The 26,723-nt window shown below is 71.6% G+C and carries 25 protein-coding genes; 17 read left to right on the top strand and 8 right to left on the bottom strand.

Features of this window, described 5'->3' with window-relative positions:
- Positions 1-21 precede the first annotated feature (21 nt).
- The 3 genes from ACFZDK_RS31755 to ACFZDK_RS31745 all read right to left on the bottom strand — a co-directional run bounded on the left by ACFZDK_RS31755 (position 22) and on the right by ACFZDK_RS31745 (position 4,512).
- Positions 22-1,209 (bottom strand): sulfotransferase, encoded by a 1,188-nt coding sequence (locus tag ACFZDK_RS31755; RefSeq protein WP_390977362.1) that lies wholly within the window; start codon positions 1,207-1,209, stop codon positions 22-24.
- Between the two features lie 129 nt (positions 1,210-1,338).
- Positions 1,339-3,396, bottom strand: a complete 2,058-nt coding sequence (locus ACFZDK_RS31750) for a TIM-barrel domain-containing protein (protein WP_390977361.1) — start codon at positions 3,394-3,396, stop codon at positions 1,339-1,341.
- 102 nt (positions 3,397-3,498) lie between these two features.
- Positions 3,499-4,512 (bottom strand): substrate-binding domain-containing protein, encoded by a 1,014-nt coding sequence (locus tag ACFZDK_RS31745; RefSeq protein ID WP_390977360.1) that lies wholly within the window; start codon positions 4,510-4,512, stop codon positions 3,499-3,501.
- A 232-nt stretch (positions 4,513-4,744) separates the two neighbouring features.
- Between ACFZDK_RS31745 and ACFZDK_RS31740 the strand changes: the two genes are divergently transcribed.
- The 3 genes from ACFZDK_RS31740 to ACFZDK_RS31730 all read left to right on the top strand — a co-directional run bounded on the left by ACFZDK_RS31740 (position 4,745) and on the right by ACFZDK_RS31730 (position 7,517).
- A complete protein-coding gene (locus tag ACFZDK_RS31740) occupies positions 4,745-5,065 on the top strand; it encodes a hypothetical protein (protein ID WP_390977359.1) in 321 nt (106 codons plus the stop codon).
- Positions 5,026-5,436 (top strand): hypothetical protein, encoded by a 411-nt coding sequence (locus ACFZDK_RS31735; protein WP_390977358.1) that lies wholly within the window; start codon positions 5,026-5,028, stop codon positions 5,434-5,436. Before ACFZDK_RS31740 ends, ACFZDK_RS31735 begins: the two co-directional genes overlap by 40 nt.
- 146 nt (positions 5,437-5,582) lie before the next feature.
- Positions 5,583-7,517 carry an acyl-CoA dehydrogenase family protein gene (locus ACFZDK_RS31730; protein WP_390977357.1) on the top strand — a complete coding sequence of 645 codons (1,935 nt, stop codon included), beginning with the start codon at positions 5,583-5,585 and terminating at the stop codon, positions 7,515-7,517.
- Between the two features lie 4 nt (positions 7,518-7,521).
- On the opposite strand, the gene ACFZDK_RS31725 is transcribed toward ACFZDK_RS31730, so the two are convergent.
- Positions 7,522-7,980 carry a lamin tail domain-containing protein gene (locus ACFZDK_RS31725; protein WP_390977356.1) on the bottom strand — a complete coding sequence of 153 codons (459 nt, stop codon included), beginning with the start codon at positions 7,978-7,980 and terminating at the stop codon, positions 7,522-7,524.
- A 184-nt stretch (positions 7,981-8,164) separates the two neighbouring features.
- Between ACFZDK_RS31725 and dxr the strand changes: the two genes are divergently transcribed.
- The 6 genes from dxr to ACFZDK_RS31695 all read left to right on the top strand — a co-directional run bounded on the left by dxr (position 8,165) and on the right by ACFZDK_RS31695 (position 15,610).
- A complete protein-coding gene (gene dxr / locus ACFZDK_RS31720) occupies positions 8,165-9,436 on the top strand; it encodes a 1-deoxy-D-xylulose-5-phosphate reductoisomerase (protein WP_390977355.1) in 1,272 nt (423 codons plus the stop codon).
- Positions 9,437-9,444: 8 nt separating this feature from the next.
- Positions 9,445-10,737: a site-2 protease family protein gene (locus ACFZDK_RS31715; RefSeq protein WP_390977606.1), complete on the top strand. Its 1,293-nt coding sequence runs from the start codon at positions 9,445-9,447 to the stop codon at positions 10,735-10,737.
- A gap of 170 nt (positions 10,738-10,907) precedes the next feature.
- Positions 10,908-12,065: a flavodoxin-dependent (E)-4-hydroxy-3-methylbut-2-enyl-diphosphate synthase gene (gene ispG, locus ACFZDK_RS31710; RefSeq protein ID WP_390977354.1), complete on the top strand. Its 1,158-nt coding sequence runs from the start codon at positions 10,908-10,910 to the stop codon at positions 12,063-12,065.
- A 234-nt stretch (positions 12,066-12,299) separates the two neighbouring features.
- Positions 12,300-13,148 (top strand): GNAT family N-acetyltransferase, encoded by an 849-nt coding sequence (locus ACFZDK_RS31705; RefSeq protein WP_390977353.1) that lies wholly within the window; start codon positions 12,300-12,302, stop codon positions 13,146-13,148.
- 136 nt (positions 13,149-13,284) lie between these two features.
- Positions 13,285-13,815 carry a GNAT family N-acetyltransferase gene (locus ACFZDK_RS31700; protein WP_390977352.1) on the top strand — a complete coding sequence of 177 codons (531 nt, stop codon included), beginning with the start codon at positions 13,285-13,287 and terminating at the stop codon, positions 13,813-13,815.
- 88 nt (positions 13,816-13,903) lie between these two features.
- Complete coding sequence (locus tag ACFZDK_RS31695) at positions 13,904-15,610, top strand: proline--tRNA ligase (RefSeq protein WP_390977351.1); 1,707 nt, start codon at positions 13,904-13,906, stop codon at positions 15,608-15,610.
- Between the two features lie 96 nt (positions 15,611-15,706).
- Here ACFZDK_RS31695 and ACFZDK_RS31690 read toward each other — a convergent pair whose 3' ends face one another.
- Positions 15,707-16,129, bottom strand: a complete 423-nt coding sequence (locus ACFZDK_RS31690; RefSeq protein ID WP_390977350.1) for a hypothetical protein — start codon at positions 16,127-16,129, stop codon at positions 15,707-15,709.
- Between the two features lie 21 nt (positions 16,130-16,150).
- On the opposite strand from ACFZDK_RS31690, the gene ACFZDK_RS31685 reads away from it, so the two are divergent.
- From ACFZDK_RS31685 to ACFZDK_RS31670, 4 genes are read left to right on the top strand one after another with little or no spacing between them, the layout of a single operon-like run.
- Positions 16,151-17,119, top strand: coding sequence for an FAD:protein FMN transferase (locus tag ACFZDK_RS31685; RefSeq protein WP_390977348.1), 969 nt, complete (start codon positions 16,151-16,153; stop codon positions 17,117-17,119).
- Entirely contained in the window at positions 17,116-17,691 is a 576-nt protein-coding gene (locus ACFZDK_RS31680; protein WP_390977347.1) for a ferric reductase-like transmembrane domain-containing protein, read from the top strand. Before ACFZDK_RS31685 ends, ACFZDK_RS31680 begins: the two co-directional genes overlap by 4 nt.
- Positions 17,691-18,908: an NADH-ubiquinone oxidoreductase-F iron-sulfur binding region domain-containing protein gene (locus ACFZDK_RS31675; RefSeq protein ID WP_390977346.1), complete on the top strand. Its 1,218-nt coding sequence runs from the start codon at positions 17,691-17,693 to the stop codon at positions 18,906-18,908. The genes ACFZDK_RS31680 and ACFZDK_RS31675 overlap by 1 nt, the downstream gene beginning before the upstream one ends.
- Before the next feature lies 1 nt (position 18,909).
- Positions 18,910-19,110, top strand: coding sequence for a ferredoxin (locus tag ACFZDK_RS31670; protein WP_355720756.1), 201 nt, complete (start codon positions 18,910-18,912; stop codon positions 19,108-19,110).
- A gap of 60 nt (positions 19,111-19,170) precedes the next feature.
- On the opposite strand, the gene ACFZDK_RS31665 is transcribed toward ACFZDK_RS31670, so the two are convergent.
- The 3 genes from ACFZDK_RS31665 to ACFZDK_RS31655 all read right to left on the bottom strand — a co-directional run bounded on the left by ACFZDK_RS31665 (position 19,171) and on the right by ACFZDK_RS31655 (position 21,169).
- Positions 19,171-20,064 carry an aminoglycoside phosphotransferase family protein gene (locus tag ACFZDK_RS31665; protein ID WP_390977345.1) on the bottom strand — a complete coding sequence of 298 codons (894 nt, stop codon included), beginning with the start codon at positions 20,062-20,064 and terminating at the stop codon, positions 19,171-19,173.
- A 71-nt stretch (positions 20,065-20,135) separates the two neighbouring features.
- Positions 20,136-20,624 (bottom strand): DUF4439 domain-containing protein, encoded by a 489-nt coding sequence (locus ACFZDK_RS31660; RefSeq protein WP_390977344.1) that lies wholly within the window; start codon positions 20,622-20,624, stop codon positions 20,136-20,138.
- Positions 20,621-21,169, bottom strand: a complete 549-nt coding sequence (locus ACFZDK_RS31655) for a hypothetical protein (RefSeq protein ID WP_390977343.1) — start codon at positions 21,167-21,169, stop codon at positions 20,621-20,623. The genes ACFZDK_RS31660 and ACFZDK_RS31655 overlap by 4 nt, the downstream gene beginning before the upstream one ends.
- Before the next feature lie 247 nt (positions 21,170-21,416).
- On the opposite strand from ACFZDK_RS31655, the gene rimP reads away from it, so the two are divergent.
- From rimP to infB, 4 genes are all read left to right on the top strand, one after another.
- Positions 21,417-21,926, top strand: a complete 510-nt coding sequence (rimP, locus tag ACFZDK_RS31650) for a ribosome maturation factor RimP (protein ID WP_390977342.1) — start codon at positions 21,417-21,419, stop codon at positions 21,924-21,926.
- A 2-nt stretch (positions 21,927-21,928) separates the two neighbouring features.
- Positions 21,929-22,915 carry a transcription termination factor NusA gene (gene nusA, locus ACFZDK_RS31645; protein WP_355720742.1) on the top strand — a complete coding sequence of 329 codons (987 nt, stop codon included), beginning with the start codon at positions 21,929-21,931 and terminating at the stop codon, positions 22,913-22,915.
- Positions 22,916-23,062: 147 nt separating this feature from the next.
- Positions 23,063-23,332, top strand: a complete 270-nt coding sequence (locus ACFZDK_RS31640) for a YlxR family protein (protein ID WP_359216149.1) — start codon at positions 23,063-23,065, stop codon at positions 23,330-23,332.
- A gap of 154 nt (positions 23,333-23,486) precedes the next feature.
- Positions 23,487-26,612: a translation initiation factor IF-2 gene (gene infB / locus ACFZDK_RS31635; protein ID WP_390977341.1), complete on the top strand. Its 3,126-nt coding sequence runs from the start codon at positions 23,487-23,489 to the stop codon at positions 26,610-26,612.
- Positions 26,613-26,723: the final 111 nt, after the last annotated feature.

Here is a 26,723-nt window from a genome sequence, read left to right as displayed (position 1 = left end):
TTTGTGCGGTCCTTTACGAGGTCACGCCCGGTCGACCTCGGTGCGCAGCGCGTTGTAGTCGGCGAAGGCCGTGTCGACGTCCGCGCGGGTCAGGCCGTAGCGGGCCAGGTCGTAGGAGTGGACGCGGGTGCCCGGGGGGCGGGTGGTGACCGCGGGGAGGCGGGCCGCGTCGGACTCGGTCCAGCGGGCGCCGACGGCCGCGTAGAGCTTCGGGGCGCCCGCCGCCGGGTCGGCGCCCAGCCAGGAGTAGGGCACGTCGACGAGGGACTCGCGGGGGATGCGGGCGCGGGCGGCTAGGCCGCGGGCGGCGGAGCGGGCCAGCAGCTCCAGCCAGGTGGCGCCGATCCAGCCCAGGTCCAGGGGGCGGGTGTTGACCGCCATGCCGTGCTCGACCAGGCTGCAGAACGAGGCCACGGCGGTGGCCGGATCGCGGTGCGTCCACACGATCGTGGCGTCCGGGAAGACCGCGCGCAGCGCGTCCAGGTTCTCCAGGTGCAGCGGGGACTTCAGCACCCAGCGGCGGCGCGGACGGCCGTACTGGAGCACCTGGTAGATCTGCTTGAGGTAGCGGTAGTCGGGCACGAAGTCATGGGTCTCGTGCCAGGGCAGGTACTCCGGGATCACCGCCTGGGACAGCGGCATCACCGTGTGCGGCAGCGCGAAGGTGCACTCCTCCGGACCCTCGGGGCGCAGCGCGTGGATGTGCCGGAAGCGCGGGGCGAACAGGTTGATCCCGCCGACCAGACGGCGGGCGGTCGCGATCGCCTTCTCGCGTTCCGCCGCGTCGGGTTCGAGGTCGGGGGTCAGTAACTCCCAGAGCAGCGGGCAGCGGTGGTCCTCGGAGAGGGACAGCACGCCGTGCGTGAGCGTGGTGGCGGTACGGGGCAGGCCCACCACGAACACCGGTCGCTCGACGGGTTCCCGCTCGATGGCGGGGTGCTCGGCGAGCAGCCGGCGGATCCGGGCGCGGTTGGCCAGATGGCGGCCGACGTGCCCGCGCGCGGACAGCCAGCCGACCGGGGTGAGGTGTTCGGCGCCGGACCAACATCGCAGCAGGTGACGGAAGTCGTCGGTGAACCGCTCGTCGCCCGCCGCCTGCCCGGCGGTGTCGAGCAGGCGGTCGAAGGCCCGGTCCGGGGTACGGCGGGAGCGGGCGGAGGGCCTGAGGAGCAGATTCGCGAGCGTGAGGGAGAGCGGTCCTGAGGACACGGCAGCGGGCACGGTGACGGAACCCTTCGTGGGGGGACAGCGGGAGGGGATACTGACTACCCCCTCCAACTGCCCCATCACACCGCTGAGTTGAGACATTTACCGGCTGGTAACGACAACTGGCCGGAGCTACTCCGTCACCGGCAGTTCCGCCCCGTCCCGGAGGAACAGCGGAATACGATCCAGCGGCGCGTCCACCGTCACCGTCGTACCGCCCGCGTACGACTCGCCCGTCCACGCGTCCGTCCAACGGGCGCCCGCCGGCAGATACGTCGTCCGGGCCGTGGCGCCCGCCGTCAGGACCGGCGCCACCAGGAGGTCCCGGCCGAACAGGTAGGCGTCGTCCACGGTCCAGGCCGTCTGGTCCTCGGGGAACTCCAGGAACAGCGGCCGCAGCACCGGCAGGCCCTCCTCGTGGGCCTCCCGCATGACCTCCAGGACGTACGGCCTGAGGCGTTCGCGCAGCCGCAGGTACTTCTCCAGGATCGCGCCGGCCGCCTCGCCGTACGACCACACCTCGTTCGGGCCGCCGGTCATGTCGGGGCCCAGCGGCATGCCGGGGTCGCGGAAGCCGTGCAGGCGCATCAGCGGGGACAGCGCGCCGAACTGGAACCAGCGGACCATCACCTCCCGGTACGCCGGGTCGTCCGGGTCGCCGCCGTGGAAGCCGCCGATGTCCGTGTTCCACCAGGGGATGCCGGACAGGGCCGTGTTGAGGCCGGCCGCTATCTGGCGGCGCAGGGAGGCGAAGTCGGTCGGGATGTCGCCGGACCAGACGGCGGCGCCGTAGCGCTGGCTGCCCGCCCACGCCGAGCGGTTGAGGGTGACGATCTCCTCCTCGCCGTGCGCGCGCAGGCCCTCGTAGAAGGTGCGGGCGTTCTCGGCCGGGTAGCTGTTGCCCACCTCCAGGCCGGGGCCCGTCCAGTAGCGCAGGTTCTCCTGGAAGCCGGGCTTCAGCTCGGGTTCGCAGGCGTCCAGCCAGAAGGCGGTGATGCCGTACGGGTCGAGGTAGTTCTCCTTGATCCTCGACCACACGAAGTCACGGGCGTCCGGGTTGGTGGCGTCGTAGAAGGCCACCTGGACGGTCGACGCCACCCCCTTGTCCGGCCAGTCGGCGTGCGCCATCGGGCCGTACTGGGTGCCGATGAAGTAGCCGCGCTGTTCCATCACCGGGTGGTTCTCGGACAGCGGAGAGACCGACGGCCAGACGCTCACCACCAGCTTGATGCCCAGCTCCTCCAGCTCGCGGACCATCGCGGCCGGGTCGGGCCACTCCTTCGGGTCGAACTTCCACTCGCCCAGGTGGGTCCAGTGGAAGAAGTCGCAGACGATCGCCGAGATGGGCAGGCCCCGGCGCTTGTACTCCCGGGCCACGGAGAGGAGTTCCTCCTGGGTGCGGTAGCGCAGCTTGCACTGCCAGAAGCCCGCCGCCCACTGCGGCAGCATCGGCGAACGGCCGCTCACCGCGCTGTAGTTGCGCTGGCCGTCGGCCGGAGTGCCCACCGTGATCCAGTAGTCGAGCTGGCGCGCCGAGTCCGCCACCCAGCGGGTGCCGTTGCCGGCCAGCTCCACGCGGCCGATCGCCGGGTTGTTCCAGAGCAGGGTGTAGCCGCGGCTGGAGACCAGCACCGGGATCGAGACCTCGGCGTTGCGCTGGATCAGGTCCAGGACCAGGCCCTTCTGGTCCAGGCGGCCGTGCTGGTGCTGGCCCAGGCCGAACAGCTTCTCGCCCTCGTAGGCGGCGAACCGCTGCTCCAGGCGGTGGTGGCCGTTGCCGACGGCGGTGTAGAGGCGGGAGCCCGGCCACCAGAAGTGGGCGCGCTCCTCGGCCAGCACCTCGGAGCCGTCGTCCGTGCGCAGGAAGCGGACCAGGCCCTCGGCGGAGACCTCGACGGTCAGGCCGCCGACCGTCAGCCGCCCCTCGCCCTCGACGACCTTGACGGTCGACTCGGTGGCCGGGCGCTCGTCGAGCAGGGCGCCCGGCAGACCGTCGAGGACCGGGCCGCCGAGCCGGGCCCGCACCCGGACCGCGTCCGGTCCCCACGGCTCGATCCGCAGCGTCTCCTGACGGCCGCTCCACTCCAGGGCACCGTCCCGCTCCCGGAAGGTGCCGACGGTGGGGGAGGACTGCGCCAGGCTGACCTTGGGCTGGGTGTCCGCGTTCTGGTTTTCGGCAGGCTGATTCATGTCACGTGCTCCTGGAGGAGTGCAGACAGGGGGGTGCCCTGGCAGGGGCAGAGGGTGCCCCGGCAGGGCAGGGCACTGCGGACGAGCCGGAAGGGGAACGGTTCAGGAGCTGGCCGGCGCCGGTCCCGTGCTCGCCCGTACCGTCAACTCGGGTGTGATCAGGACGACTTCGTCACTGCCCCGGCCGTCCAGCTTGGCGACCAGGTGCTCCACGGCGTATCGGCCCATCTCCTGGGCGGGGATGGCGACCGAGGTCAGCCGCACCGAGGCCTGGACGGCGACCTGGTCCGGGCAGATCGCCACCACCGACACGTCCTCGGGCACGGCCCGGCCCTGCTGGCGCAACAGCGCGAGCAGCGGCTCCACCGCGGACTCGTTCTGGACGACGAAGCCCGTGGTGCCCGGGCGCTCGTCGAAGACCCGGGCCAGGGTGGCCGCCATCGCGTCGTACCCGCCCTCGCACGGCCGGTGCAGCACCCGCAGGCCCAACTCCCGGGCCCGGGACCGCAGTCCGTCGAGGGTGCGCTCGGCGAAGCCGGTGTGCCGCTCGTAGACCGCGGGGGCCTCGCCGATGACAGCGATGTCACGGTGACCGAGCTTCGCCAGGTGCTCCACGCACAGCGCGCCGGTCGCCCCGAAGTCGAGATCGACGCAGGTCAGCCCGGAGGTTGAGGCGGGCAGCCCGATGAGCACGGAGGGCTGGTCGGTCTGGCGCAGCAGCGGCAGCCGCTCGTCCTCCAGCTCCACGTCCATCAGGATCATGGCGTCGGCCAGCCCGCTGCCGGTGACCCGGCGGACCGCGTCCGGGCCCTCCTCGCCCGTGAGCAGCAGGACGTCGTAGCCGTGGATGCGGGCCGTGGTGGCCACCGCGATCGCGATCTCCATCATCACCGGCACGTACATGTCCGTACGCAGCGGGACCATCAGCGCGATGATGTTCGACCGGCTGCTGGCCAGGGCGCGGGCGCCCGCGTTCGGGTGGTAGCCCAGCTCCCGGATGCTCTGCTCGACCCGCTGCCGGGTGGTGGTGGAGATGGACCGCTTGCCGCTGAGGACATAGCTCACCGTGCTCGCCGAGACTCCGGCGTGCTGGGCGACCTCGGCGAGGGTGACCATCCAGCTCTCCAAGCTTTGTGAAGCGCTTCGACAGTGCGCATTGCTGACAAGGGCGAGTGAGGGTGTATCGACAGTAGCTTCAGTGGGGGTGGGTGTCCATAGGCTGTCGAAGCGCTTCGACACCCAATTCACGGGCCGCTCTCGGCAACCTTTCGGGAGGGCGGCGGCCGCAAACAGGTCGTACGGCCGTCAGACGGGTCGTACCCGAACCGTCCCCCGGAAGGACCCCCTGATGCAACACCGCAGACCACGCCTGTCGAAGAAGGCGAAGACGCTCCTCTCGGCGGCGGTCGCGCTCGCGGCCGCAGCGGGCGTCGGCGTGGCGCAGGCCGGCGAGTCGAGCAAGAAGTGCACCGCCTTCGACACCGTCACGCTCGGCAAGTACTACGTCGACAACAACCTGTGGGGCCAGGACAAGGGCACCGGCAGCCAGTGCGTCTGGGACAACTCCCGGTCGACAGGGCGACCACCGGGCTGCCCCTCCGGGTCGGCGACCGCAAGAAGGTCACCGCCATGTGGAACTTCACCCTCAGTTCGAACCCGGGCACCATGAACGTGGCCTACGACCTGTGGCTGCACGGCAAGAGCACCGCGGACTGGCAGGACCGGCCCACCGACGAGGTCATGATCTGGCTCAACCGTCAGGGCGGCGCCGGACCGCTGGGCACCAAGTACGGCAGCGCCAGCCTCGGCGGCGCGATGTGGGACATCTACCGGGGCGACACCGGCTGGAAGGTCTACTCCTTCGTCCGCCGCGCCAACACCACCGGCGCCACGCTGAACCTGGACGGCTTCACCCAGGCCCTGGTCCGCCGCAAGCTGCTGAGCAACGACAAGGGCGTCTCCGGCATCGAGTCCGGCAGCGAGGTCTTCAAGGGCTCGGGGCGGCTCGACACCACGGCGTACTCCGTCGACATCGGCTGAGCGGTCCCGGCCGCGATGGCCGGTCCGTCCTCCGATCGGACCGCGAGGACTGGTGGGGGCGGCCCGTTTCGGGTACCAACGATCCAGTAGCACTGGTCGGTAACGAACGGTCGTCAACGTCCCCTTTCGCGCCGAGGTGAGCCTCAATGTCCGCCCCCACCACCAAGAAACCCACCGTCACCGAGCGGGAGGCCCGCCAGGTGGCGGAGGCCGCCCGGGAACAGGACTGGCGCAAGCCCAGTTTCGCCAAGGAACTGTTCCTCGGGCGCTTCCGGCTCGACCTCATCCACCCTCATCCGCTCCCGGCGGACGAGGACGTACAGCGCGGCGAGGAGTTCCTCGGTCGGCTGCGCGAGTTCTGCGAGACGAAGATCGACTCGGCGCTCATCGAGCGCGAGGCGCGCATCCCCGACGAGGTGGTGGCCGGTCTCAAGGAGATCGGCGCCCTCGGCATGAAGATCGACACCAAGTACGGCGGCCTGGGCCTCACCCAGGTCTACTACAACAAGGCCCTCGCCCTGGTCGGCTCGGCCAACCCGGCGGTCGGCGCGCTGCTCTCCGCCCACCAGTCGATCGGCGTCCCGCAGCCGCTGAAGATCTTCGGCACCCAGGAGCAGAAGGACGCCTTCCTGCCCCGCTGCGCCCGCACCGACATCTCGGCGTTCCTGCTCACCGAGCCGGACGTCGGCTCGGACCCGGCGCGCCTGGCGACCACGGCCGTACGCGACGGGGACGACTACGTCCTCGACGGCGTGAAGCTGTGGACCACCAACGGCGTGGTCGCCGACCTGCTCGTGGTCATGGCCCGGGTCCCGAAGTCCGAGGACGGCAAGGGCGGTATCACGGCCTTCGTGGTCGAGGCGGACTCCGAGGGCATCACGGTCGAGAACCGCAACGCCTTCATGGGCCTGCGCGGCATCGAGAACGGCGTCACCCGCTTCCACCAGGTCCGGGTCCCGGCCGCGAACCGCATCGGCCCCGAGGGCGCGGGCCTCAAGATCGCGCTCACCACCCTCAACACCGGCCGGCTGTCGCTGCCCGCGATGTGCGTGGGCGCGGGCAAGTGGTGTCTGAAGATCGCCCGGGAGTGGTCGGCGGTCCGTGAGCAGTGGGGCAAGCCGGTCGCGCTGCACGAGGCGGTCGGCTCCAAGATCAGCTTCATCGCGGCGACCACCTTCGCGCTGGAGGCGGTCGTCGACCTGTCCTCCCAGATGGCCGACGAGAACCGCAACGACATCCGGATCGAGGCCGCCCTCGCCAAGCTCTACGGCTCCGAGATGGGCTGTCTGATGGCGGACGAGCTGGTCCAGATCCGCGGCGGCCGGGGCTTCGAGACGGCGGAGTCCCTCAAGGCGCGCGGCGAACGCGCGGTCCCCGCCGAGCAGATCCTGCGCGACCTGCGGATCAACCGGATCTTCGAGGGCTCCACGGAGATCATGCACCTGCTGATCGCGCGCGAGGCCGTCGACGCCCACCTCTCGGTCGCCGGCGACCTCATCGACCCCGACAAGTCCCTCCAGGACAAGGCGAAGGCGGGCGCGAACGCGGGCGTCTTCTACGCCAAGTGGCTGCCGAAACTGGTCGCGGGCCCGGGCCAGCTCCCCACGTCGTACGGCGACTTCAAGCACGGCGTGGACCTCTCCCCGCATCTGCGCTACGTGGAACGCCACTCCCGCAAGCTGGCCCGCTCCACCTTCTACGCCATGTCCCGCTGGCAGGGCCGGATGGAGACCAAGCAGGGCTTCCTCGGCCGGATCGTGGACATCGGCGCCGAGCTGTTCGCGATGAGCGCGGCCTGTGTCCGCGCCGAACTGCTGCGCCGCCAGGGCGACCACGGACGCGAGGCCTACCAGCTCGCCGACGCGTTCTGCCGGCAGGCCCGCATCCGCGTCGACGAGCTGTTCACCCGTCTGTGGTCCAACACCGACGACCTGGACCGCAAGGTCGTCAAGGGCGTGCTCGGCGGCTCGTTCGAGTGGCTGGAGCGGGGCGTCGTCGACCCGTCGGGCGAGGGCCCGTGGATCGCCGACGCGACGCCCGGGCCGGCCACCCGGGAGAACGTCCGCCGTCCCCTGAAGTAGCGATTCAGCAGTACTTGTCGCTCGGATCCCGCGTCGTCCAGGAGCAGGAGTCGACCTTGGTGCCACTCGCCTTGGTCAGCGTCGCCGTGTCGCTGGTGTTGTTCCACACGTAGGCGCGGCGGTTCTGGAACTTGTTCGACGCGGTGTCCGTGCCCCGGCCGGTGTGCACCTTCATCGTCTTGTGGGCGCCGATCCTGACGTCCTTGAACACGTACCGGTGGTTGGAGACGTCCTTCAGGACCCAGCCCTTGAGCGAGACGGCCGAGCCGCTCGTGTTCTTGATCTGGACCCACTCGGCGTTGAGGCTCGCATTGGAGCGGTCGTCGCTGCCCGGGCTGTCGAACCAGACGTGGTAGACGGTCACGCCGCCGGCGGCCTGGGCCGGGGTGCTGAGCAGGGTGCCGGTGAGCAGCGCGGCGCCCGCGAGCGCGGGCACGGCGGTGCGTATGCGCACAGTACGCATGGAGAGATCCCCCCTGGATCCGAATCGAGCCGTTCATCCGACGGCTCGACAGAAGTGTTATCACATGATCTTCACCTGAACCTCACAAAGGGAATTCCGCTCCATACGGCGCCAAGAGCCGATAAGGCACCCGCGTGAGGGACGCGCTGTCCGCCGGGCCGCCGGTTGCGGCAACAATGGGGGGATGACCGACAGTCCCGCCCGTCCGGCACCCCTTGCCGACCCCCACCTCGTCTACGACCCGCTCGCGGGCGACGGCCCGAAGGACGTGGTGATCCTCGGCTCCACCGGATCCATCGGCACCCAGGCCATCGACCTCGTCCTGCGCCACCCCGACCGCTTCCGGGTCACCGCCCTGTCCGCCAACGGTGGCCGGGTCGCCCTCCTCGCCGAGCAGGCGCGCCGGCTGCGGGTACGGACCGTCGCGGTCGCCCGCGAGGACGTCGTACCGGCGCTGCGCGAGGCCCTGGCGGGGCTCTACGGCCCCGGTGAGCCGCTCCCCGAGATCCTCGCCGGACCCGACGCGGCCACGCAGGTCGCCGCCTCCGACTGCCACACCGTCCTCAACGGCATCACCGGCTCCATCGGCCTCGCGCCGACCCTCGCCGCCCTGGGGGCGGGCCGCACCCTCGCGCTCGCCAACAAGGAGTCGCTGATCGTCGGCGGTCCGCTGGTCAAGGCGCTGGCCAAGCCCGGCCAGATCATTCCGGTGGACTCCGAGCACGCGGCTCTGTTCCAGTCGCTGGCGAGCGGGACGCGCGCGGACGTGCGGAAGCTGGTCGTCACGGCGTCGGGCGGCCCGTTCCGCGGGCGCACCAAGGCCGACCTGGCCCGGGTGACCGTCGAGGAGGCGCTCGCCCACCCCACCTGGGCGATGGGACCGGTCATCACGATCAACTCCGCCACCCTGGTCAACAAGGGGCTGGAAGTCATCGAGGCGCACCTCCTCTACGACATTCCCTTCGACCGCATTGAGGTCGTCGTACACCCGCAGTCGTATGTCCACTCGATGGTCGAGTTCACGGACGGATCCACGATCGCGCAGGCGACGCCCCCCGACATGCGTGGGCCGATCGCCATCGGTCTCGGCTGGCCCGAACGGGTCCCGGACGCGGCGCCCGCCTTCGACTGGAGCAAGGCCTCCACCTGGGAGTTCTTCCCACTGGACAACGAGGCCTTCCCGTCCGTGAACCTCGCCCGGCACGTCGGAGAGCTCGCGGGCACCGCCCCGGCGGTGTTCAATGCGGCCAACGAGGAGTGCGTCGAGGCCTTCCGGACCGGTCTGCTTCCCTTCAACGGGATCATGGAGACCGTGACCCGGGTGGTCGAGGAACACGGCACCCCCCGTACGGGAACTTCACTCACCGTGCCGGACGTACTCGAAGCGGAGACCTGGGCACGGGCCCGGGCCCGGGAACTGACAGCACAGAAGGCGACCGCGGAGGCGCGTGCATGACAGCCCTGATGATGATCCTCGGCATAGTCGTCTTCGTGATCGGCCTGCTGGTCTCGATCGCCTGGCACGAACTGGGCCACCTCTCCACCGCCAAGCTCTTCGGCATCCGCGTCCCGCAGTACATGGTCGGCTTCGGCCCGACCATCTGGTCGCGGCGCAAGGGCGACACGGAGTACGGCATCAAGGCCATCCCGGCCGGCGGCTACATCCGCATGATCGGCATGTTCCCGCCCGGCGCGGACGGCCGGGTCACCGCCCGCTCCACCTCGCCCTGGCGCAGCATGATCGAGGACGCCCGCTCGGCCGCCTTCGAGGAGCTCCAGCCCGGCGACGAGAGCCGCCTCTTCTACACGCGCGCCCCCTGGAAGCGCGTGATCGTGATGTTCGCGGGCCCCTTCATGAACCTGGTCCTCGCGGTCGCCCTCTTCCTCACCGTCCTGATGGGCTTCGGCATCAGCCAGCAGACCACCACGGTCAGCTCGGTCTCCCAGTGCGTGATCGCGCAGAGCGAGAACCGCGACACCTGCAAGAAGACCGACGCGGCCGCCCCGGCCGCCGCCGCGGGCCTCAAGGCGGGCGACAAGATCCTCTCCTTCAACGGCGTCCGGACCACCAGCTGGAACCAGCTCTCCGACCTGATCCGCGCCACCCCCGGCAAGGAGGTCGCGATCGTCGTCGACCGCAAGGGCCAGGACGTCACCCTGCACGCGAAGATCGCCACCAACCAGGTCGCCAAGAAGGACTCCAGCGGCCAGATCGTCGAGGGCCAGTACGTCACCGCCGGCTTCCTCGGCTTCAGCGCCGCCACCGGCATCGTCCGCCAGGACTTCGGCCAGTCGGTGACCTGGATGGGCGACCGCCTCGGCGAGGCCGTCGACTCCATCGCGGGCCTGCCCGGCAAGATCCCGGCCCTGTGGGACGCGGCCTTCGACGGGGCCCCCCGCCAGCCGGACTCCCCGATGGGCGTGGTCGGCGCGGCCCGCGTCGGCGGCGAGATCTTCACCCTCGACATCCCGCCCACCCAGCAGCTGGCCATGGCGTTGATGCTGGTGGCGGGCTTCAACCTCTCCCTTTTCCTGTTCAACATGCTCCCGCTGCTGCCGCTGGACGGCGGCCACATCGCGGGCGCGCTCTGGGAGTCCCTGCGCCGCAACCTGGCCAGGCTGCTGCGCCGCCCGGACCCCGGTCCGTTCGACGTGGCGAAGCTGATGCCGGTGGCCTACGTGGTCGCCGGAGTCTTCATCTGCTTCACGATCCTCGTCCTGATCGCCGACGTGGTTAACCCGGTGAAAATCTCCTAGCCATACGACGTTCGAAGCGGCCCGGAACGCTCTGTTCCGGGCCGCTCCCATTGAGTGGGTTTACGGATGGGGGATGTGCTCGCCCCCGGCCCGGTGCCGTAATCTCGAAGCCTGGAACCCGCTTCAGACGGGACCTGGACCTAGATCCACGACTTGGGGTTGCACAGCAGATGACTGCGATTTCTCTCGGCATGCCGTCCGTTCCGAGCAAGCTCGCCGAGCGCCGGAAGAGCCGGCAGATCCAGGTCGGCTCCGTGGCGGTCGGCGGAGACGCCCCGGTCTCGGTCCAGTCGATGACCACGACCCGTACGTCCGACATCGGCGCCACCCTCCAGCAGATCGCCGAGCTGACGGCCTCCGGCTGCCAGATCGTCCGGGTGGCCTGCCCCACCCAGGACGACGCTGACGCCCTCTCGACCATCGCCCGCAAGTCCCAGATCCCGGTGATCGCGGACATCCACTTCCAGCCGAAGTACGTCTTCGCCGCGATCGAGGCCGGCTGCGCCGCCGTCCGCGTCAACCCCGGCAACATCAAGCAGTTCGACGACAAGGTCAAGGAGATCGCGGCGGCCGCCAAGGACCACGGCACCCCGATCCGCATCGGCGTCAACGCCGGCTCCCTGGACCGCCGGCTGCTCCAGAAGTACGGCAAGGCGACCCCCGAGGCCCTGGTCGAGTCCGCCCTGTGGGAGGCGTCGCTCTTCGAGGAGCACGACTTCCGCGACATCAAGATCTCGGTCAAGCACAACGACCCGGTCGTCATGATCGAGGCCTACCGTCAGCTGGCCGCCCAGTGCGACTACCCCCTCCACCTCGGCGTCACCGAGGCGGGCCCGGCCTTCCAGGGCACGATCAAGTCGGCCGTCGCCTTCGGCGCCCTCCTCTCCCAGGGCATCGGCGACACGATCCGGGTGTCGTTGAGCGCTCCGCCGGTCGAGGAGGTCAAGGTCGGCAACCAGATCCTGGAGTCCCTCAACCTCAAGCAGCGCGGCCTGGAGATCGTCTCCTGCCCGTCCTGCGGCCGCGCCCAGGTCGACGTCTACAAGCTCGCCGAGGAGGTCACCGCCGGCCTCACCGGCATGGAGGTCCCCCTGCGCGTCGCCGTCATGGGCTGCGTCGTCAACGGCCCCGGCGAGGCCCGCGAGGCCGACCTCGGCGTCGCCTCCGGCAACGGCAAGGGCCAGATCTTCGTCAAGGGCGAGGTCATCAAGACCGTCCCCGAATCCAAGATCGTCGAGACCCTCATCGAAGAGGCCATGAAGCTCGCCGAACAGATGGAATCCGACGGCGTCGCCTCCGGCGAACCCTCGGTCTCGGTCGCCGGCTGACCAGGTTGAGCGCCCCGAAAGGGGCGCGGGGAACTGCGCGACCAGCCACCCACCACCGGCACTCGCGATCCGGCAGGCCTCCCCGAGCGATAGGGCGGCATAGCGGGGGGCTGGGGGCGGCAGCCCCCAGAACTCGGGACCGCAACCTACCGCAACCCACACGAGGCGGCGCGGCTCAGCTTCCGCAGGTACAGTGCGGAGATCAGCAGAACCCCTCAGCGTGAGGCCCCGCACGTGTTGACGCAGACCACCTCACGGGTGCTCGAACCGAGTGACCTGGACGCCGCGCTCGCCGTACTCGACCGCGAGCCGGTCGCGAACGCCTTCGTGACCTCGCGCGTCCAGGTGGCCGGCCTCGACCCCTGGCGCCTCGGTGGCGAGATGTGGGGCTGGTACGAGGACGGCATGCTCACGTCCCTCTGCTACGCCGGCGCCAACCTCGTCCCGATCTGCGCCACCCCCCGCGCCGTCCGCGCCTTCGCCGACCGCGCCCGCCGGGCCGGCCGCCGCTGCTCCTCCATCGTCGGCCCCTCCGAGGCCACCGCCCAGCTCTGGCGCCTCCTGGAACCGCACTGGGGCCCGGCCCGCGAAGTCCGTGGCCACCAGCCGCTGATGGTCACCGACCACTTGCCCGCCGACATCGCCCCGGATCCCTACGTCCGCCGCATCCGCAAGGACGAGATGGAGGCGATCATGCCGGCGTGCGTGGCGATGTTCACCGAGGAGGTGGGCGTCTCCCCGATGGTCGGCGACGGCGGCCTCCTCTACCAGGCGCGGGTCGCCGAACTGGTCGGCTCCGGCCGCTCGTTCGCCCGGCTCGACGAGCACGGCAAGGTCGTCTTCAAGGCGGAGATCGGCGCGGCTACGGCCGAGGCCTGCCAGATCCAGGGCGTCTGGGTGGCCCCCGAGTACCGCGGCCGGGGCCTGGCGGCCCCCGGCATGGCGGCGGTCCTGCGCTACGCCCTCGCCGACGTGGCCCCGGTCGTCAGCCTCTACGTCAACGACTTCAACACGGCGGCGAGAAGGACGTATACGCGGGTCGGCTTCCAGGAGGTCGGCGCGTTCATGAGCGTGCTGTTCTAGCCGAGGCCAGGGAAAACGCGCCCCCGCAAGGGGCGCGAGGCTGTATTTGACCTTGCGGCTACCGCCGCGTGAGCGCGACCAGCCACAACCCACGCGCACCCGGACGACAACGCTCCACCCCCTGTACGCTCCCCGCATGGACCTCGTGATCGGCCCCCTGGACCTCCCCGCCCACGTCGACGAGGCCCTCGCAGTCCAGGCGATCGCCTTCGGCCTCGGCCCCGACGAGGTAGCCGTCCGCCGCCAGATCGTCCTCCGCCACATGCAGTACCCCGGGGCCAGAGCCCTCGGCGCCACCGCGGAAGGCCTGCTCGTCGGCTTCGTCTACGGCATGCCGAACAGCCGCACCCACTGGTGGTCCACCGTCGTGGAGCCCTACCTCCGCGCCCAGGGCAACGCCCACTGGCTCGACGACTCCTTCGTCATCACCGAGCTGCACGTCCACCCCCGCTACCAGAACCGCGGCGTCGGCCGCCGGCTGATCACACAGATCACCGACAGCGCCACCGAGCTCCGCTCGATCCTCTCCGCGATCGACACCGACAGCCCGGCCCGCGGCCTCTACCACTCCCTCGGCTACACCGACCTGGCCCGTCAGGTCCACTTCCCGAGCGCCCCGAAGCCGTACGCCGTGATGGGCGCCCCGCTTCCGCTGCGCCGCCGCTGAGCCGATCGCCGACAACGGATTTCCACCGGCACAGCAAGCCCGGCTAACCTCCTAGCCATCAACGTTTCCCGGCAGGAGTACGAGAACCATGGCGAACGCACCGGTCCAACGCATGTCCCAGTTGATGGCGAAGACGCTGCGTGACGACCCGGCGGACGCCGAGGTCCTCAGCCACAAGCTCCTTGTCCGCGCCGGCTACGTCCGCCGCACGGCCGCCGGCATCTGGTCGTGGCTGCCGCTCGGTCTGAAGGTGCTCTCCAACATCGAGCGCGTCGTCCGCGAGGAGATGGACGCGATCGGCGCCCAGGAGGTGCTGCTCCCGGCCCTGCTGCCCCGCGAGCCCTACGAGGCGACCGGCCGCTGGGACGAGTACGGCGCCGAGCTGTTCCGCCTCCAGGACCGCAAGGGCGGCGACTACCTCCTCGGCCCCACCCACGAGGAGATCTTCACGCTCCTGGTGAAGGACCAGGCGTCCTCGTACAAGGACCTGCCGGTCATCCTCTACCAGATCCAGAGCAAGTACCGGGACGAGGCCCGTCCGCGCGCCGGCATCCTGCGCGGCCGTGAGTTCCTGATGAAGGACTCCTACTCCTTCGACCTCGACGACGACGGCCTGGCCCGGTCCTACGCCCTGCACCGCCAGGCCTACCAGCGCATCTTCGAGCGCCTCGGCCTCGACTACCGCATCGTCGCGGCCACCGCCGGCGCCATGGGCGGCTCGAAGTCGGAGGAGTTCCTGGCCCCCGCCGAGGCCGGCGAGGACACCTTCGCCGACTGCCCGAACTGCGACTTCGCGGCGAACACCGAGGCGATCACGTACACGCTGAAGCCGGTCGACGCCACCGACGTGCCCGTGCTGGAGGAGATTCCCACCCCGGACACCCCGACCATCGAGACCCTCGCCGCCTACCTCGGCGTCCAGGCCTCCGAGACCCTGAAGAACCTCCTGGTGAAGGTCGACGGGGAGATCGTGGCCATCGGCGTCCCGGGCGACCGCGAGGTCGACATGGGCAAGGTCGAGGAGCACTTCGCCCCGGCCACCGTCGAGCTCGTCACCGAGACCGACTTCGCCGGCCGCCCCGACCTGGTCCGCGGCTACGTCGGCCCGCAGGGCCTCGGCGAGAAGGTGAAGTACCTCGCCGACCCGCGCGTGGCCCCCGGCACCTCCTGGATCACCGGCGCCAACAAGGCGGGCACGCACGCCAAGAACGTCGTGGCGGACCGTGACTTCACCGTCGACGAGTACGTCGACGTCGTCGTCGTCCTGGAAGGCGACCCCTGCCCGAAGTGCGGCACCGGCCTCAAGCTGGACCGCGCCATCGAGATCGGCCACATCTTCCAGCTGGGCCGCAAGTACGCCGACGCGCTCAAGCTCGACGTCCTCGGCCAGAACGGCAAGCCGGTCCGCGTCACCATGGGCTCCTACGGCATCGGCGTCTCCCGCGCCGTCGCCGCCCTCGCCGAGCAGACCGCCGACGAGCACGGCCTGGTCTGGTCCCGCGAGGTCGCCCCGGCCGACGTGCACGTGGTCGCCGCCGGCAAGGCCCTGCAGACCGAACTCGCCCTGGACGTCTCCGAGAAGCTGCGCGCGGCCGGCCTGCGCGTCCTGGTCGACGACCGCGCCGGGGTCTCCCCGGGCGTGAAGTTCACGGACGCCGAGCTCATCGGCGTCCCGCAGATCCTGGTCGCGGGCCGCCGCTCCGCCGAGGGCGTCCTGGAGCTCAAGGACCGCAAGACGGGCGAGCGCGAGGAACTGACGGTCGACGAGGCGATCGCCCGCCTGACCGCCAACTGACCCCAACTCCCGTCACGAGGGCCGCCGGTGACCTCCGGCGGCCCTCGCGTCTTCTCAGGAACGTCTCAGACGGTTCTTCCGATCCGTATGGGTACCTCACAGAGTTCTCTCAGGCCGATACCCGAACGTAATGCGTGACAGACAGTCACGCAGGAGGGGATCGGTCATGACCGAGAGAGAGCAGCGGGGGGCGGCCGCGGCCGTCCGCAGGGGAACCAGGCGTACGGCGGCCCTGGCGGCGGCGGTCACGCTCGCCGCGTCGGCCGGGGTGTTCGCCCTGGTCGGCACGATGCAGTCGGACGCCGAGACGACGGCGAGCAGCGGCAGCGGTACGACGACGAGCAGCAGCACCGCTGAAAGCAACTCCGGCTCCAGCAAGGACAGTTCCTCGGCCTCGGCCTCGACCTCGTCCTCGTCGTCGTCCTCGTCGTCGTCCTCGTCGTCTTCTTCGTCTTCTTCGTCGTCGTCCTCGGACCTCCAGTCCTCCTCCGACGGACTCACCTCCGGCAGCGGCTCCACCGACTCCACCTCGGGGGCGTCATGACCGCCCGCGCCCTCCGGACGACGGCCGCCGCCGAGTGGCGCGCCCTCGGCACCACCGTCCGCCTGGTCGTCACCGACCCGGCCCTGCTGGACTCCTGCAACCTGCTGCTCGCCCGGCAGCTCGCCGAGGTGGACGCGGCCTGCAGCCGGTTCCGCGGCGACTCCGAACTGGCCGCCCTCGACACCACCCACGGCTGCCCGGTGCGGGTCAGCCCGCTGCTCGCCGAGGCTCTCGCGGTCGCCCTGCGGGCGGCCGAGGCCACGGACGGCGCGGTGGACCCGACCGTCGGCTCGGCGATGGAGGCGATCGGCTACGACCGCGACTTCACCCTCGTCCGCGAGGACGACCGCCCGGTCTCCCTGCGCGTGCGCCGCGCCCCGGGCTGGCGCCGGGTCACCCTGGACGAGGAGACGGGCACGGTCACCGTCCCCGAGGGCGTCCGCCTCGATCTGGGCGCCACGGCCAAGGCCTGGGCCGCCGACCGGGCCGCGCGGACGCTGGCCCGGGCCGCCGGCTGCGGGGTGCTGGTGAGCCTCGGCGGCGACACGGCCGTCGCGGCCGAGCCCCCGGCGGGCGGCTGGCAGATCCGCGTCCAGGACATCACCGGGCCGGTCGACGAACAGCCCGCGCAGGGGTCGTACGACACCGTCGGCCTGCGTTCGGGAGGCCTCGCCACCTCCGGCACCACCGCCCGCCGCTGGCAGCGCGGCGGTCACGACCTGCACCACATCGTCGACCCGCGCACCGGCCTGCCGGTCCGCTCCCCGTGGCGTACGGTCTCGGTGGCCGCCGCGAGCTGCGCCGACGCCAACGCGGCGACCACGGCCGCCCTGGTCAAGGGCGCGGGCGCGGAACGCTGGCTGACCCGCCTGGGCCTGGCCGCCCGCCTGGTCACCCACCGGGGCACCGTCGTCACCACACCGGGCTGGCCCGTCTCCGCCCCGGCGCTGGAGGCGGCGGCATGACCTCCGAGACCCTCTGGTACGCCAACCGGGCCACCGGCGCCGTCTGCCTGGTCCTCTTCACCGTGGTCGTGCTGCTCGGCATCGCCGTCCGGCTGCGCGGCCGCCTCCCCGGCCTGCCGCGCTTCGGCACCATGAGCCTGCACCGCACGCTCTCCCTCTCCGCCACCGCCTTCCTGGCCCTGCACATCACCACGGCGGTCGTCGACGGCTACGTCAGCATCAGCCCCCTCGACGCCCTCGTCCCCTTCGTCTCCGACTACCAGCCGCTCTGGCTCGGCCTCGGCACGGTGGCCTTCGACCTGATGCTCGCGGTCCTGGTCACCAGCCTGCTCCGGGACCGCCTGGGCCACCGCGCCTGGCGGGCCGTGCACTGGCTGGCGTACGCCTCCTGGCCGGTCGCCCTCGTCCACGGCATCGGCATCGGCACGGACACCGGCACCGACTGGATGACCTGGCTGACCGTGGCCTGCGTGGCGACGGTGACCACCGCCTTCGCGCTGCGCACCGCGCACGCCGTCCGGGCCGCCCGCCGGACCCCCGCCGCCCTCCTGCACACCGAAGGGGCCCACTGATGACCGCGCTCTTCCCCGACGTCTACATGTCGCCCCGGCTGCTGGCCCCCGGCGGCGCTCCGGCCGACCTCGCCACGCACGAGCAGCGCTACGGCCCGCTCGCGCACGGCGACCCGGCCGCCCTGCTGCGCACCCTCGCCGAATCCGGCCTCACCGGACGCGGCGGGGCGGGCTTCCCCGCGTACCGGAAATTCGTCGCGGTCGCCGACGCGGCCCGCCGCACCGACCGCGCACCGGTCGTCGTAGCGAACGGCGCGGAGAGCGAACCGGCCAGCCACAAGGACAAGACCCTGCTCCGGCTCTCACCCCACCTGGTGCTGGACGGGCTCCAGCTGGCCGCCGAGGCGATCGGCGCGGCGGAGGCGTACCTCGCCGTCGAGGACGGCGCCTCCTACCTGGAGTCGGCCCTCGCCCAGCGCCGCGACCCGGTCCGCGTCCAGGTCGTACGCCTGCCCGCCCGCTTCCTCTCCGGCCAGGCCTCGGCCCTGGTCCGGTATCTCTCCGGCGGCGCGGCCCACCCCGCCCACCCGATCCCACCGGTCCGCGAACGCGGGGTGCGCCGCGCCCCCACCCTCGTCCAGAACGTCGAGACCCTGGCCCACCTGGCCCTGATCGCCCGCTACGGCGCGGAGTGGTTCCGCACGGCAGGCACCCCCGGCGAACCCGGCAGCGTCCTGTGCACCCTGCACGCCCCCGGCCGTGAAGTCCGCGTCGTCGAGGCCCCGTTCGGCATGCCGGTGGGCCGCCTGCTCCCGCTGGAGGGTGCCTCCGCGGCCCTGATCGGCGGCTACCACGGCACCTGGATCCCGGCCGCGGAGGCGGCACAGGTCCCGCTCTCCGCCGCCCACCTGGGCGCGGGCGTCCTGGCCGCTCTCCCCAGCGACCGCTGCGGCCTGGCCGAAACCGCCCGCGTCCTGCGCTACCTGGCCCTGCAGTCGGCGGGCCAGTGCGGCCCCTGCCTCAACGGCCTCCCGCGCATCGCCACCGCCTTCCGGACCCTGGCCACCCCCGGCCCCCAGGGCACGACCCGCACGGACATCTCCCGCTGGGCGGGCCTGACGGCGGGCCGAGGCGCCTGCCACCACCCCGACGGCACGATCCGCCTGGTCCGCAGCGCCCTCACCACCTTCACCACGGAACTCGACGCCCACGCGAACGGCTTCTGCACCTCCTCCGACCACACCCCCCTGCTGCCCGTACCCACCGAAAAGATCTGACATGGACCAGCACATCGACATCGACTGGACCTCCTGCCAGGGCCACGGCCTCTGCGCCGAACTCCTCCCCGAGCACATCACCCTGGACGAATGGGGCTACCCACTGGTCGACGGCCGCCCCATCCCACCCCGAACGAGGAAACGAGCCCGCAGAGCAGCGGCTGACTGTCCGGTCCTGGCTCTCAAACTGAGGGGAGAGTAATGACCCAGGGGCGCGAGGAACTGCGCGACCAGCCCCCACCGAACCGGCACCCGAAAACCGTCAGACCCACCCGGCGAATTCAAGCAACAGCTCCGCATCCCTCGGCCGCCCAACCCTCCGCGCCCGCACCCCCGACTCCACCGCCCGGAACAGCGTCCACCCCCGCAACCGCTCCTGGTCGACCTCCAAGGACTCCGCGAGCCGCTTGATCCGCCGCCGGGTGATGGACGCCCCGGAGGGGGACGCGATCAGGTCCTCCACCCGGTCCCGTACCAGCCGCGCCAGATCGAACGCGCACTCCCCGACGACCGGATCCGGCCCCACCGCCAGCCACGGCATCCGCTCCCCGGCCAGCACCTTGCTCTGCCGGAACGTGCCGTGCAGCAGCCGCCGCTCCGGCGGCGCGGCCAGCAGTTCCTCCCGGGCCGTGAGCGCCGCGTCGACCAGCGGCACCACCTCCGGGTCGGCCGTGGCCCGCATCACCGCCGCCTGCCGCCCGGTGCGCTCGGCCACGGTCTCGAAGGGGTGATCCGCAGGCGGTTCCACCCACAGCCGCCGCAACGTCCCCGCCGCCTCCAGCAACGCCTTCGCCTCGGGCAGCGACCGCACCGACACCTCCGGATGCAGTCGCTCCAGGAGCAGCACCCCCGCGGCCCCGTCGGCCTCCAGCAACTGCACCGCACCGAGCCCGCCCCAGTGCGCCAGCGCGGCCGCCTCGCTCTCCGGCCGGGCCCGCCGCGGCGCCAGTTTCAGCACGGCCGGGGTCCCGTCCGCCCGCCGTACCAGCAGGACGAGGCTGCTGCGCCCGCCCGGGACCTGCACCCGTTCCACGGTCAACTCGCGTAGCGCGACGGCCTGTTCCGCCGCACCCGGCAGCTTCTCCAGCCACTCGTCACCGTCCGGCGCCGTCTCACCGAGCGCCCTCGACAGGCGCCGCGGCGGTTCGAAAGCCATACGCGAGTCGTTCCCTTCCTGCTTCAAGTCCTGCTTCAAGTCCTGCCTCGAGCCCTGCTCCAGGCTCTGTGCTAGGGAGTCGCCGAAGCCGAAGGCGAGGCGGAACCACCGGCCTCGCCCAGCGGCGCGCCCCGCTCGGCGAGCCCAGGGAAGGCTACGCTCTCCCCGCGCCAGCGCACCGCCCGCACCGCGGCCTCCCGCAGCGCCCCGGCCGCCGACCCGCGCCGCGCGCCCGCGGACGCCCGGACCAGGTCGGAGTACACGTCGGCGACCCGGTCCTCCAGCTCGGCGGCGAGCCGTACGGCCGTCGCCGAGTCCGTCACGGCGAACGGCAGCGCGTACGCCGCGCTCGCGGCGACGGGCTCACCGCCCAGGTCCCGCACCGCACGGGCGAGCGCGTCCCGGCCGGCCCGGTGCGCGTCGTACGCCGAGCGCGCCTCGGCCAGCCGCCCCGCGCCGATCCGGCCGCCGACGACGCCGTACCCGTACACCGCCGCGTGCTCCGCCGACAGCGCGGCCTGCAGCGCCGTCAGCTCGCCGGCCTTGGCCTGGTCGCTCACTGGTCCCCCTTCGTCAGCAGGTACGCGTGCCCGGCACCGGCCGCTGCCACCCCGGCCAGCAGCCGCGCCAGCTCGCCCGGCACCTCCAGCAGCGCCTTGGCCCGCTGGTCGGCGAGGCTCCGCTCGGCGGTGGCCAGCGAGGCGAGCGCGGACTTCTCGTCGGCGGGGACGTCCGGCGCGGCGGACGCGGAGGCCGACGGCGAACCCGTCGCCGTGCTCCCACCGGCTTCCTTCTCCTTCTCCTTCGCCGCGCCCTCCCGGAACGCGGCCGCGTGCGCCGCGACCTCCGCCCGCAGCGGCCGCAGCCGCTCCGCGAGCGTCGGATGGGCGGCGAGGACGGCGTCGTAGCGCCGGAGCAGCCCCTCGCTGTCCCGGGCCGCACGCGCGCGTGCCCGCGCGGAGAGCGACGGGCTGCCACCGCCGCTCGCGGAGCCGGAGTTCGAGTCGGTGGCACAGCCCGCCAGCACGGCGGCCGAGGCCGCCGAAACGATCAGGCTCCTTCTGCGTACTCCCCAGGGGGTACGCGAGGGCGGGGGGAACGACACGACAGACGTCCTCGGGGGGCTCGTACGAACACACGGGCGGGAGGGCGGCCCGCCGTGATCACGTTACCCGCGCATCCCGTCGACCGGCGTCACCGGCTCGACAGACCGCGGGCGCCCGGGCTCCTGGGGCGCTGCGGCCCCGCCGCCGGCGGCACATGTGGACGGCAACACACCCTGCGACCCGATACCCTTTGACCAGACGCGCGACCCATCCCACAACAGCACACGCGGCCGAGGAGTCACCCGGATGAGCACCACCCAGAGCGAGAGGCTGCGAGAGCTCCTGGAACCGCTCGTCACCTCCCAGGGACTGGATCTCGAAGAGATCGCCGTGGACTCCGTCGGACGCAAGCGCGTGCTGCGTGTGGTCGTCGACTCCGACACCGGGGCGGACCTGGACCAGATCGCCGATGTGAGCCGTGAGCTCTCGGCGAAGCTCGACGAGACGGACGCGATGGGCCAGGGGGAGTACACCCTCGAGGTCGGCACCCCCGGCGCGGAGCGCCTCCTGAGCGAGCACCGGCACTATGTGCGTGCCGTGGACCGCCTGGTGAGGTTCCAGCTGGCCGAGGGCGCGGAGCTGGTCGCCAGGATTCTGGACGTCGACGACGAGGGCCTCGATCTCGAGGTGCCCGGAGTCAAGGGCCGCAAGGCCACCACTCGCAGGCTCGGCTTCGCCGAGATCGACCGGGCGCGGGTGCAGGTCGAGTTCAACCGCAAGGACAAGAAGGACATGAAGGAAGAGGAGGAGGCGTAGCCGTGGACATCGACATGAGCGCCCTGCGGGGCTTGGTTCGGGAGAAGGAGATCTCCTTCGACCTGCTGGTCGAGGCGATCGAGTCGGCCCTCCTCATCGCCTACCACCGCACCGAGGGAAGCCGCCGCCACGCGCGCGTGGTGCTCGACCGGAACACCGGGCACGTGACCGTGTGGGCGAAGGAGGATCCCGAGGACCTGGAGGAGGGGCAGGAGGCGCGCGAGTTCGACGACACCCCGTCGGGCTTCGGGCGGATCGCCGCCACCACCGCCAAGCAGGTGATCCTGCAGCGACTGCGCGACGCCGAGGACGACGCCACGCTCGGCGAGTACGCCGGCCGCGAGGGCGACATCGTCACCGGGGTGGTCCAGCAGGGCCGCGACCCGAAGAACGTGCTCGTCGACATCGGCAAGCTGGAGGCCATCCTGCCGGTGCAGGAGCAGGTGCCCGGCGAGACCTACCAGCACGGTCTGCGGCTGCGGTCGTACGTCGTCCGGGTGGCGAAGGGCGTCCGCGGTCCCTCCGTCACGCTCTCCCGTACGCACCCGAACCTGGTGAAGAAGCTCTTCGCGCTGGAGGTGCCGGAGATCGCCGACGGGTCCGTCGAGATCGCCGCCATCGCCCGCGAGGCCGGTCACCGGACGAAGATCGCGGTCCGCTCCACCCGTTCGGGTCTGAACGCCAAGGGTGCCTGTATCGGCCCCATGGGCGGCCGGGTCCGCAACGTGATGGGCGAGCTGAACGGCGAGAAGATCGACATCGTCGACTGGTCGGACGACCCGGCCGAGATGGTGGCGAACGCGCTGTCCCCGGCCCGCGTCTCCAAGGTCGAGGTCGTGGACCTGGCGTCCCGGTCGGCCCGGGTGACCGTGCCGGACTACCAGCTGTCGCTGGCGATCGGCAAAGAGGGACAGAACGCCCGGCTCGCCGCCCGGCTCACCGGCTGGCGGATCGACATCCGTCCGGATACCGAACAGGTGTCCGAGTAGATCATCGGGCGGGTGACGCCCACCCCGGTCCGGGGTTCACCCGGACGGGGGGAATAGTTCCCAGCCGCAGGTGGCTTGGATTACGACAACGGCCGTTCGATCTTTGCCCCGAAGGGGTGAGGTCGGTACGGGGAGGTAGACTTAGCGGTGTCTGGCCGGACGCGTGCCCGCGCATGCCCTGAGCGCACCTGTGTGGGGTGCAGGCAGCGAGCGGCCAAGACCGAACTGCTGCGGATCGTGGTGGTCGAGGACGAATGCGTCCCCGATCCTCGCGGTACGCTGCCCGGCCGGGGTGCATATGTACACCCCGCCCAGGTCTGTCTGGACCAGGCGGTACGCCGCCGGGCACTCCCGAGGGCGCTCCGCGTCCCGGGCCCGCTCGACGTAAAGGCGTTGCGCCGGTACGTCGAGCAGTAACACCGTAAGAAGCGTCGTCCGGAACGTCCGTGCGGCTCTGGTACCCCGCGAGTTGGAAGTAGGTCGAGATTGCGATGAGCACTCGATGAGCACGCGATGAGTACGCCCATGAAGTAGCGACGGTCCGGACACACCCGGACCTAAAAGGAGCGAAGTGGCTAAGGTCCGGGTATACGAACTCGCCAAGGAGTTCGGGGTTGAGAGCAAGGTCGTCATGGCCAAGCTCCAGGAACTCGGTGAATTCGTCCGTTCGGCGTCCTCGACGATCGAGGCGCCCGTTGTACGCAAGCTGACCGACGCCCTCCAGGGCGGCGGCAGCGGCAAGCCTGCCCCGCGCAAGGCTGCCCCCAAGCCCGGCGCGCCCTCTCCGGCGCAGTCGGCCCGTCCGGGTGCCCCGAAGCCGGGTGCACCGCGTCCGGCCGCCCCGCAGCCCCCGGCCGCGCCCGCGGCTCCGGCGGCTCCCGCGGCTCCGGCCCCGGTCACCCCCGCGCCGGCCGCCTCCGGCCCGCGTCCGGTTCCGGGTCCCAAGCCCGCCCCGCGCCCGGCTCCGGCCGCGCCCGAGTTCACCGCCCCGCCGGCCCCTCCGGCCGCCGCGGCACCGAGCCCGGCCGCCGCACAGGGCCCGCGTCCCGGTGCCGGCCCGCGTCAGGGCCAGGGTCAGGGTCAGGGCGCCCCGCGTCCCGGCGGTCGTCCCGCCCCCGGTCAGGGCCAGGCCCGTCCGGGTCAGGGTGCCCCGCGTCCCGGTGGCCAGGGCCAGCGTCCGGGCGGTGCCCGTCCGGCCGGTCCGCGTCCCGGTAACAACCCCTTCACGTCCGGTGGCTCCACCGGCATGGCCCGTCCGCAGGCCCCGCGCCCGCAGGGCGGTCCGCGCCCGGGTGGCCCCGGTGCCCCCGGTGGCGGTCCCCGTCCGCAGACGCCCGGCGCCCAGGGCGGCGGTCCGCGTCCGCAGGCTCCCGGCGGTTCCCGTCCGAGCCCGTCCGGCATGCCCCGTCCGCAGGGCGGTCCGCGTCCCGGCGGCGGCTCCGCGGGTCCGCGTCCGAACCCCGGCATGATGCCGCAGCGTCCCGCTGCCGGCCCGCGTCCCGGCCCCGGTGGCGGCGGTCGCGGTCCCGGCGGTGCGGGTCGTCCCGGCGGCGGCGCCGGTCGTCCCGGTGGCGGCGGCGGCTTCGCCGGCCGTCCCGGCGGCGGTGGCGGCGGTGCCCGTCCCGGTGGTGGCGGCGGCTTCGCCGGCCGTCCCGGTGGCGGTGGCCCCGGCGGTGGTGGCGGCGGCTTCGGCGGCGGTCCCGGTGGCGGTGGCGGCGGCGGTCGTCCCGGCTTCGGCGGTCGTCCCGGCGGTCCCGGTGGCCGTGGTGGCACGCAGGGCGCCTTCGGCCGTCCCGGCGGTCCGGCGCGTCGCGGTCGCAAGTCGAAGCGGCAGCGTCGCCAGGAGTACGAGGCCATGCAGGCCCCGAGCGTCGGCGGCGTGATGCTGCCGCGCGGCAACGGCGAGACCATCCGTCTCTCCCGCGGCGCGTCGCTCACCGACTTCGCGGAGAAGATCAACGCCAACCCGGCGTCCCTCGTCGCGGTCATGATGAACCTCGGCGAGATGGTCACGGCCACGCAGTCCGTCTCCGACGAGACGCTCCAGCTCCTCGCGGGCGAGATGAACTACGCGGTTCAGATCGTCAGCCCCGAGGAGGAGGACCGCGAGCTGCTCGAGTCCTTCGACATCGAGTTCGGCGAGGACGAGGGCGACGAGGACGACCTGGTGGTCCGTCCCCCGGTCGTCACCGTCATGGGTCACGTCGACCACGGTAAGACCCGACTGCTCGACGCCATCCGCAAGACGAACGTCATCGCGGGCGAGGCCGGCGGCATCACCCAGCACATCGGTGCCTACCAGGTCTCCACCGAGGTCAACGACGAAGAGCGCAAGATCACCTTCATCGACACCCCGGGTCACGAGGCGTTCACCGCCATGCGTGCCCGTGGTGCGAAGTCGACCGACATCGCGATCCTGGTCGTCGCGGCCAACGACGGCGTCATGCCGCAGACGGTCGAGGCGCTCAACCACGCCAAGGCGGCCGACGTCCCGATCGTCGTCGCGGTCAACAAGATCGACGTCGAGGGCGCCGACCCGACCAAGGTGCGCGGTCAGCTGACCGAGTACGGCCTGGTGGCCGAGGAGTACGGCGGCGACACCATGTTCGTCGACATCTCCGCCAAGCAGGGTCTGCACATCGACTCGCTGCTGGAGGCCGTGGTCCTCACCGCGGACGCCTCGCTCGACCTGCGGGCCAACCCGCACCAGGACGCGCAGGGCATCTCCATCGAGTCCCGTCTCGACCGCGGCCGCGGTGCCGTGGCGACGGTCCTCGTCCAGCGAGGCACCCTGCGGGTCGGCGACACGATGGTCGTGGGCGACGCCTACGGTCGCGTCCGCGCCATGCTCGACGACAACGGCAACAACGTCGCCGAGGCCGGCCCCTCCACGCCGGTGCAGGTCCTGGGTCTCACCAACGTCCCGGGTGCCGGCGACAACTTCCTCGTGGTCGAGGAGGACCGTACGGCCCGCCAGATCGCGGAGAAGCGTGCGGCGCGCGAGCGCAACGCGGCCTTCGCGAAGCGCACGCGCCGCGTGTCCCTGGAGGACCTGGACAAGGTGCTCAAGGCCGGCGAGATCCAGCAGCTCAACCTCATCATCAAGGGTGACGCTTCTGGTTCCGTCGAGGCCCTGGAGTCCTCCCTGCTCCAGCTGGACGTCGGCGAAGAGGTCGACATCCGCGTCCTGCACCGCGGCGTCGGTGCGGTCACGGAGTCCGACATCGACCTGGCGATGGGCTCCGACGCCATCGTGATCGGCTTCAACGTCCGCGCGGCCGGCCGCGCGGCGCAGATGGCCGAGCGCGAGGGTGTGGACGTCCGGTACTACTCGGTCATCTACCAGGCGATCGAGGAGATCGAGGCGGCCCTGAAGGGCATGCTGAAGCCGGAGTACGAGGAGGTCGAGCTCGGTACGGCGGAGATCCGCGAGGTCTTCAAGTCGTCCAAGCTGGGCAACATCGCCGGTGTCCTCATCCGCTCGGGCGAGGTCAAGCGCAACACGAAGGCCCGCCTCGTCCGCGACGGCAAGGTCATCGCGGAGAACCTCAACATCGAGGGCCTGCGCCGCTTCAAGGACGACGTCACCGAGATCCGCGAAGGCTACGAGGGCGGTATCAACCTCGGAAACTTCAACGACATCAAGATCGACGACGTCATCGCGACGTACGAGATGCGCGAGAAGCCGCGGGTGTAACACCCACGGTTGGTGCCGGCCGACGGGATTTCGGTTCCGTCGGCCGGCGCTTTTCCGGTCGGCCGACGGAACCGCCACGGGGCTCTGGCCCGAACCCCGACCTGGCGGGTG

Origin of the sequence: Streptomyces sp. NPDC007901, from assembly GCF_042959465.1 — a bacterium.
GTDB lineage: Bacteria > Actinomycetota > Actinomycetes > Streptomycetales > Streptomycetaceae > Streptomyces.
Note: the sequence above shows the minus strand (reverse complement) of the source record. Positions and strands in the feature narration are given on the sequence as shown.

What these genes read in the sequence shown, in the direction of transcription:
- ACFZDK_RS31750 (WP_390977361.1), bottom strand. Translation starts at nt 3,396, where the DNA reads ATGAATCAGCCTGCCGAAAACCAGAACGCGGACACCCAGCCCAAGGTC.
- ACFZDK_RS31745 (WP_390977360.1), bottom strand. Translation starts at nt 4,512, where the DNA reads ATGGTCACCCTCGCCGAGGTCGCCCAGCACGCCGGAGTCTCGGCGAGC.
- ACFZDK_RS31740 (WP_390977359.1), top strand. Translation starts at nt 4,745, where the DNA reads ATGCAACACCGCAGACCACGCCTGTCGAAGAAGGCGAAGACGCTCCTC.
- ACFZDK_RS31735 (WP_390977358.1), top strand. Translation starts at nt 5,026, where the DNA reads ATGTGGAACTTCACCCTCAGTTCGAACCCGGGCACCATGAACGTGGCC.
- ACFZDK_RS31730 (WP_390977357.1), top strand. Translation starts at nt 5,583, where the DNA reads ATGTCCGCCCCCACCACCAAGAAACCCACCGTCACCGAGCGGGAGGCC.
- ACFZDK_RS31725 (WP_390977356.1), bottom strand. Translation starts at nt 7,980, where the DNA reads ATGCGTACTGTGCGCATACGCACCGCCGTGCCCGCGCTCGCGGGCGCC.
- dxr (WP_390977355.1), top strand. Translation starts at nt 8,165, where the DNA reads ATGACCGACAGTCCCGCCCGTCCGGCACCCCTTGCCGACCCCCACCTC.
- ACFZDK_RS31715 (WP_390977606.1), top strand. Translation starts at nt 9,445, where the DNA reads ATGATGATCCTCGGCATAGTCGTCTTCGTGATCGGCCTGCTGGTCTCG.
- ispG (WP_390977354.1), top strand. Translation starts at nt 10,908, where the DNA reads ATGACTGCGATTTCTCTCGGCATGCCGTCCGTTCCGAGCAAGCTCGCC.
- ACFZDK_RS31700 (WP_390977352.1), top strand. Translation starts at nt 13,285, where the DNA reads ATGGACCTCGTGATCGGCCCCCTGGACCTCCCCGCCCACGTCGACGAG.
- ACFZDK_RS31695 (WP_390977351.1), top strand. Translation starts at nt 13,904, where the DNA reads ATGGCGAACGCACCGGTCCAACGCATGTCCCAGTTGATGGCGAAGACG.
- ACFZDK_RS31685 (WP_390977348.1), top strand. Translation starts at nt 16,151, where the DNA reads ATGACCGCCCGCGCCCTCCGGACGACGGCCGCCGCCGAGTGGCGCGCC.
- ACFZDK_RS31680 (WP_390977347.1), top strand. Translation starts at nt 17,116, where the DNA reads ATGACCTCCGAGACCCTCTGGTACGCCAACCGGGCCACCGGCGCCGTC.
- ACFZDK_RS31675 (WP_390977346.1), top strand. Translation starts at nt 17,691, where the DNA reads ATGACCGCGCTCTTCCCCGACGTCTACATGTCGCCCCGGCTGCTGGCC.
- ACFZDK_RS31670 (WP_355720756.1), top strand. Translation starts at nt 18,910, where the DNA reads ATGGACCAGCACATCGACATCGACTGGACCTCCTGCCAGGGCCACGGC.
- ACFZDK_RS31665 (WP_390977345.1), bottom strand. Translation starts at nt 20,064, where the DNA reads ATGGCTTTCGAACCGCCGCGGCGCCTGTCGAGGGCGCTCGGTGAGACG.
- rimP (WP_390977342.1), top strand. Translation starts at nt 21,417, where the DNA reads ATGAGCACCACCCAGAGCGAGAGGCTGCGAGAGCTCCTGGAACCGCTC.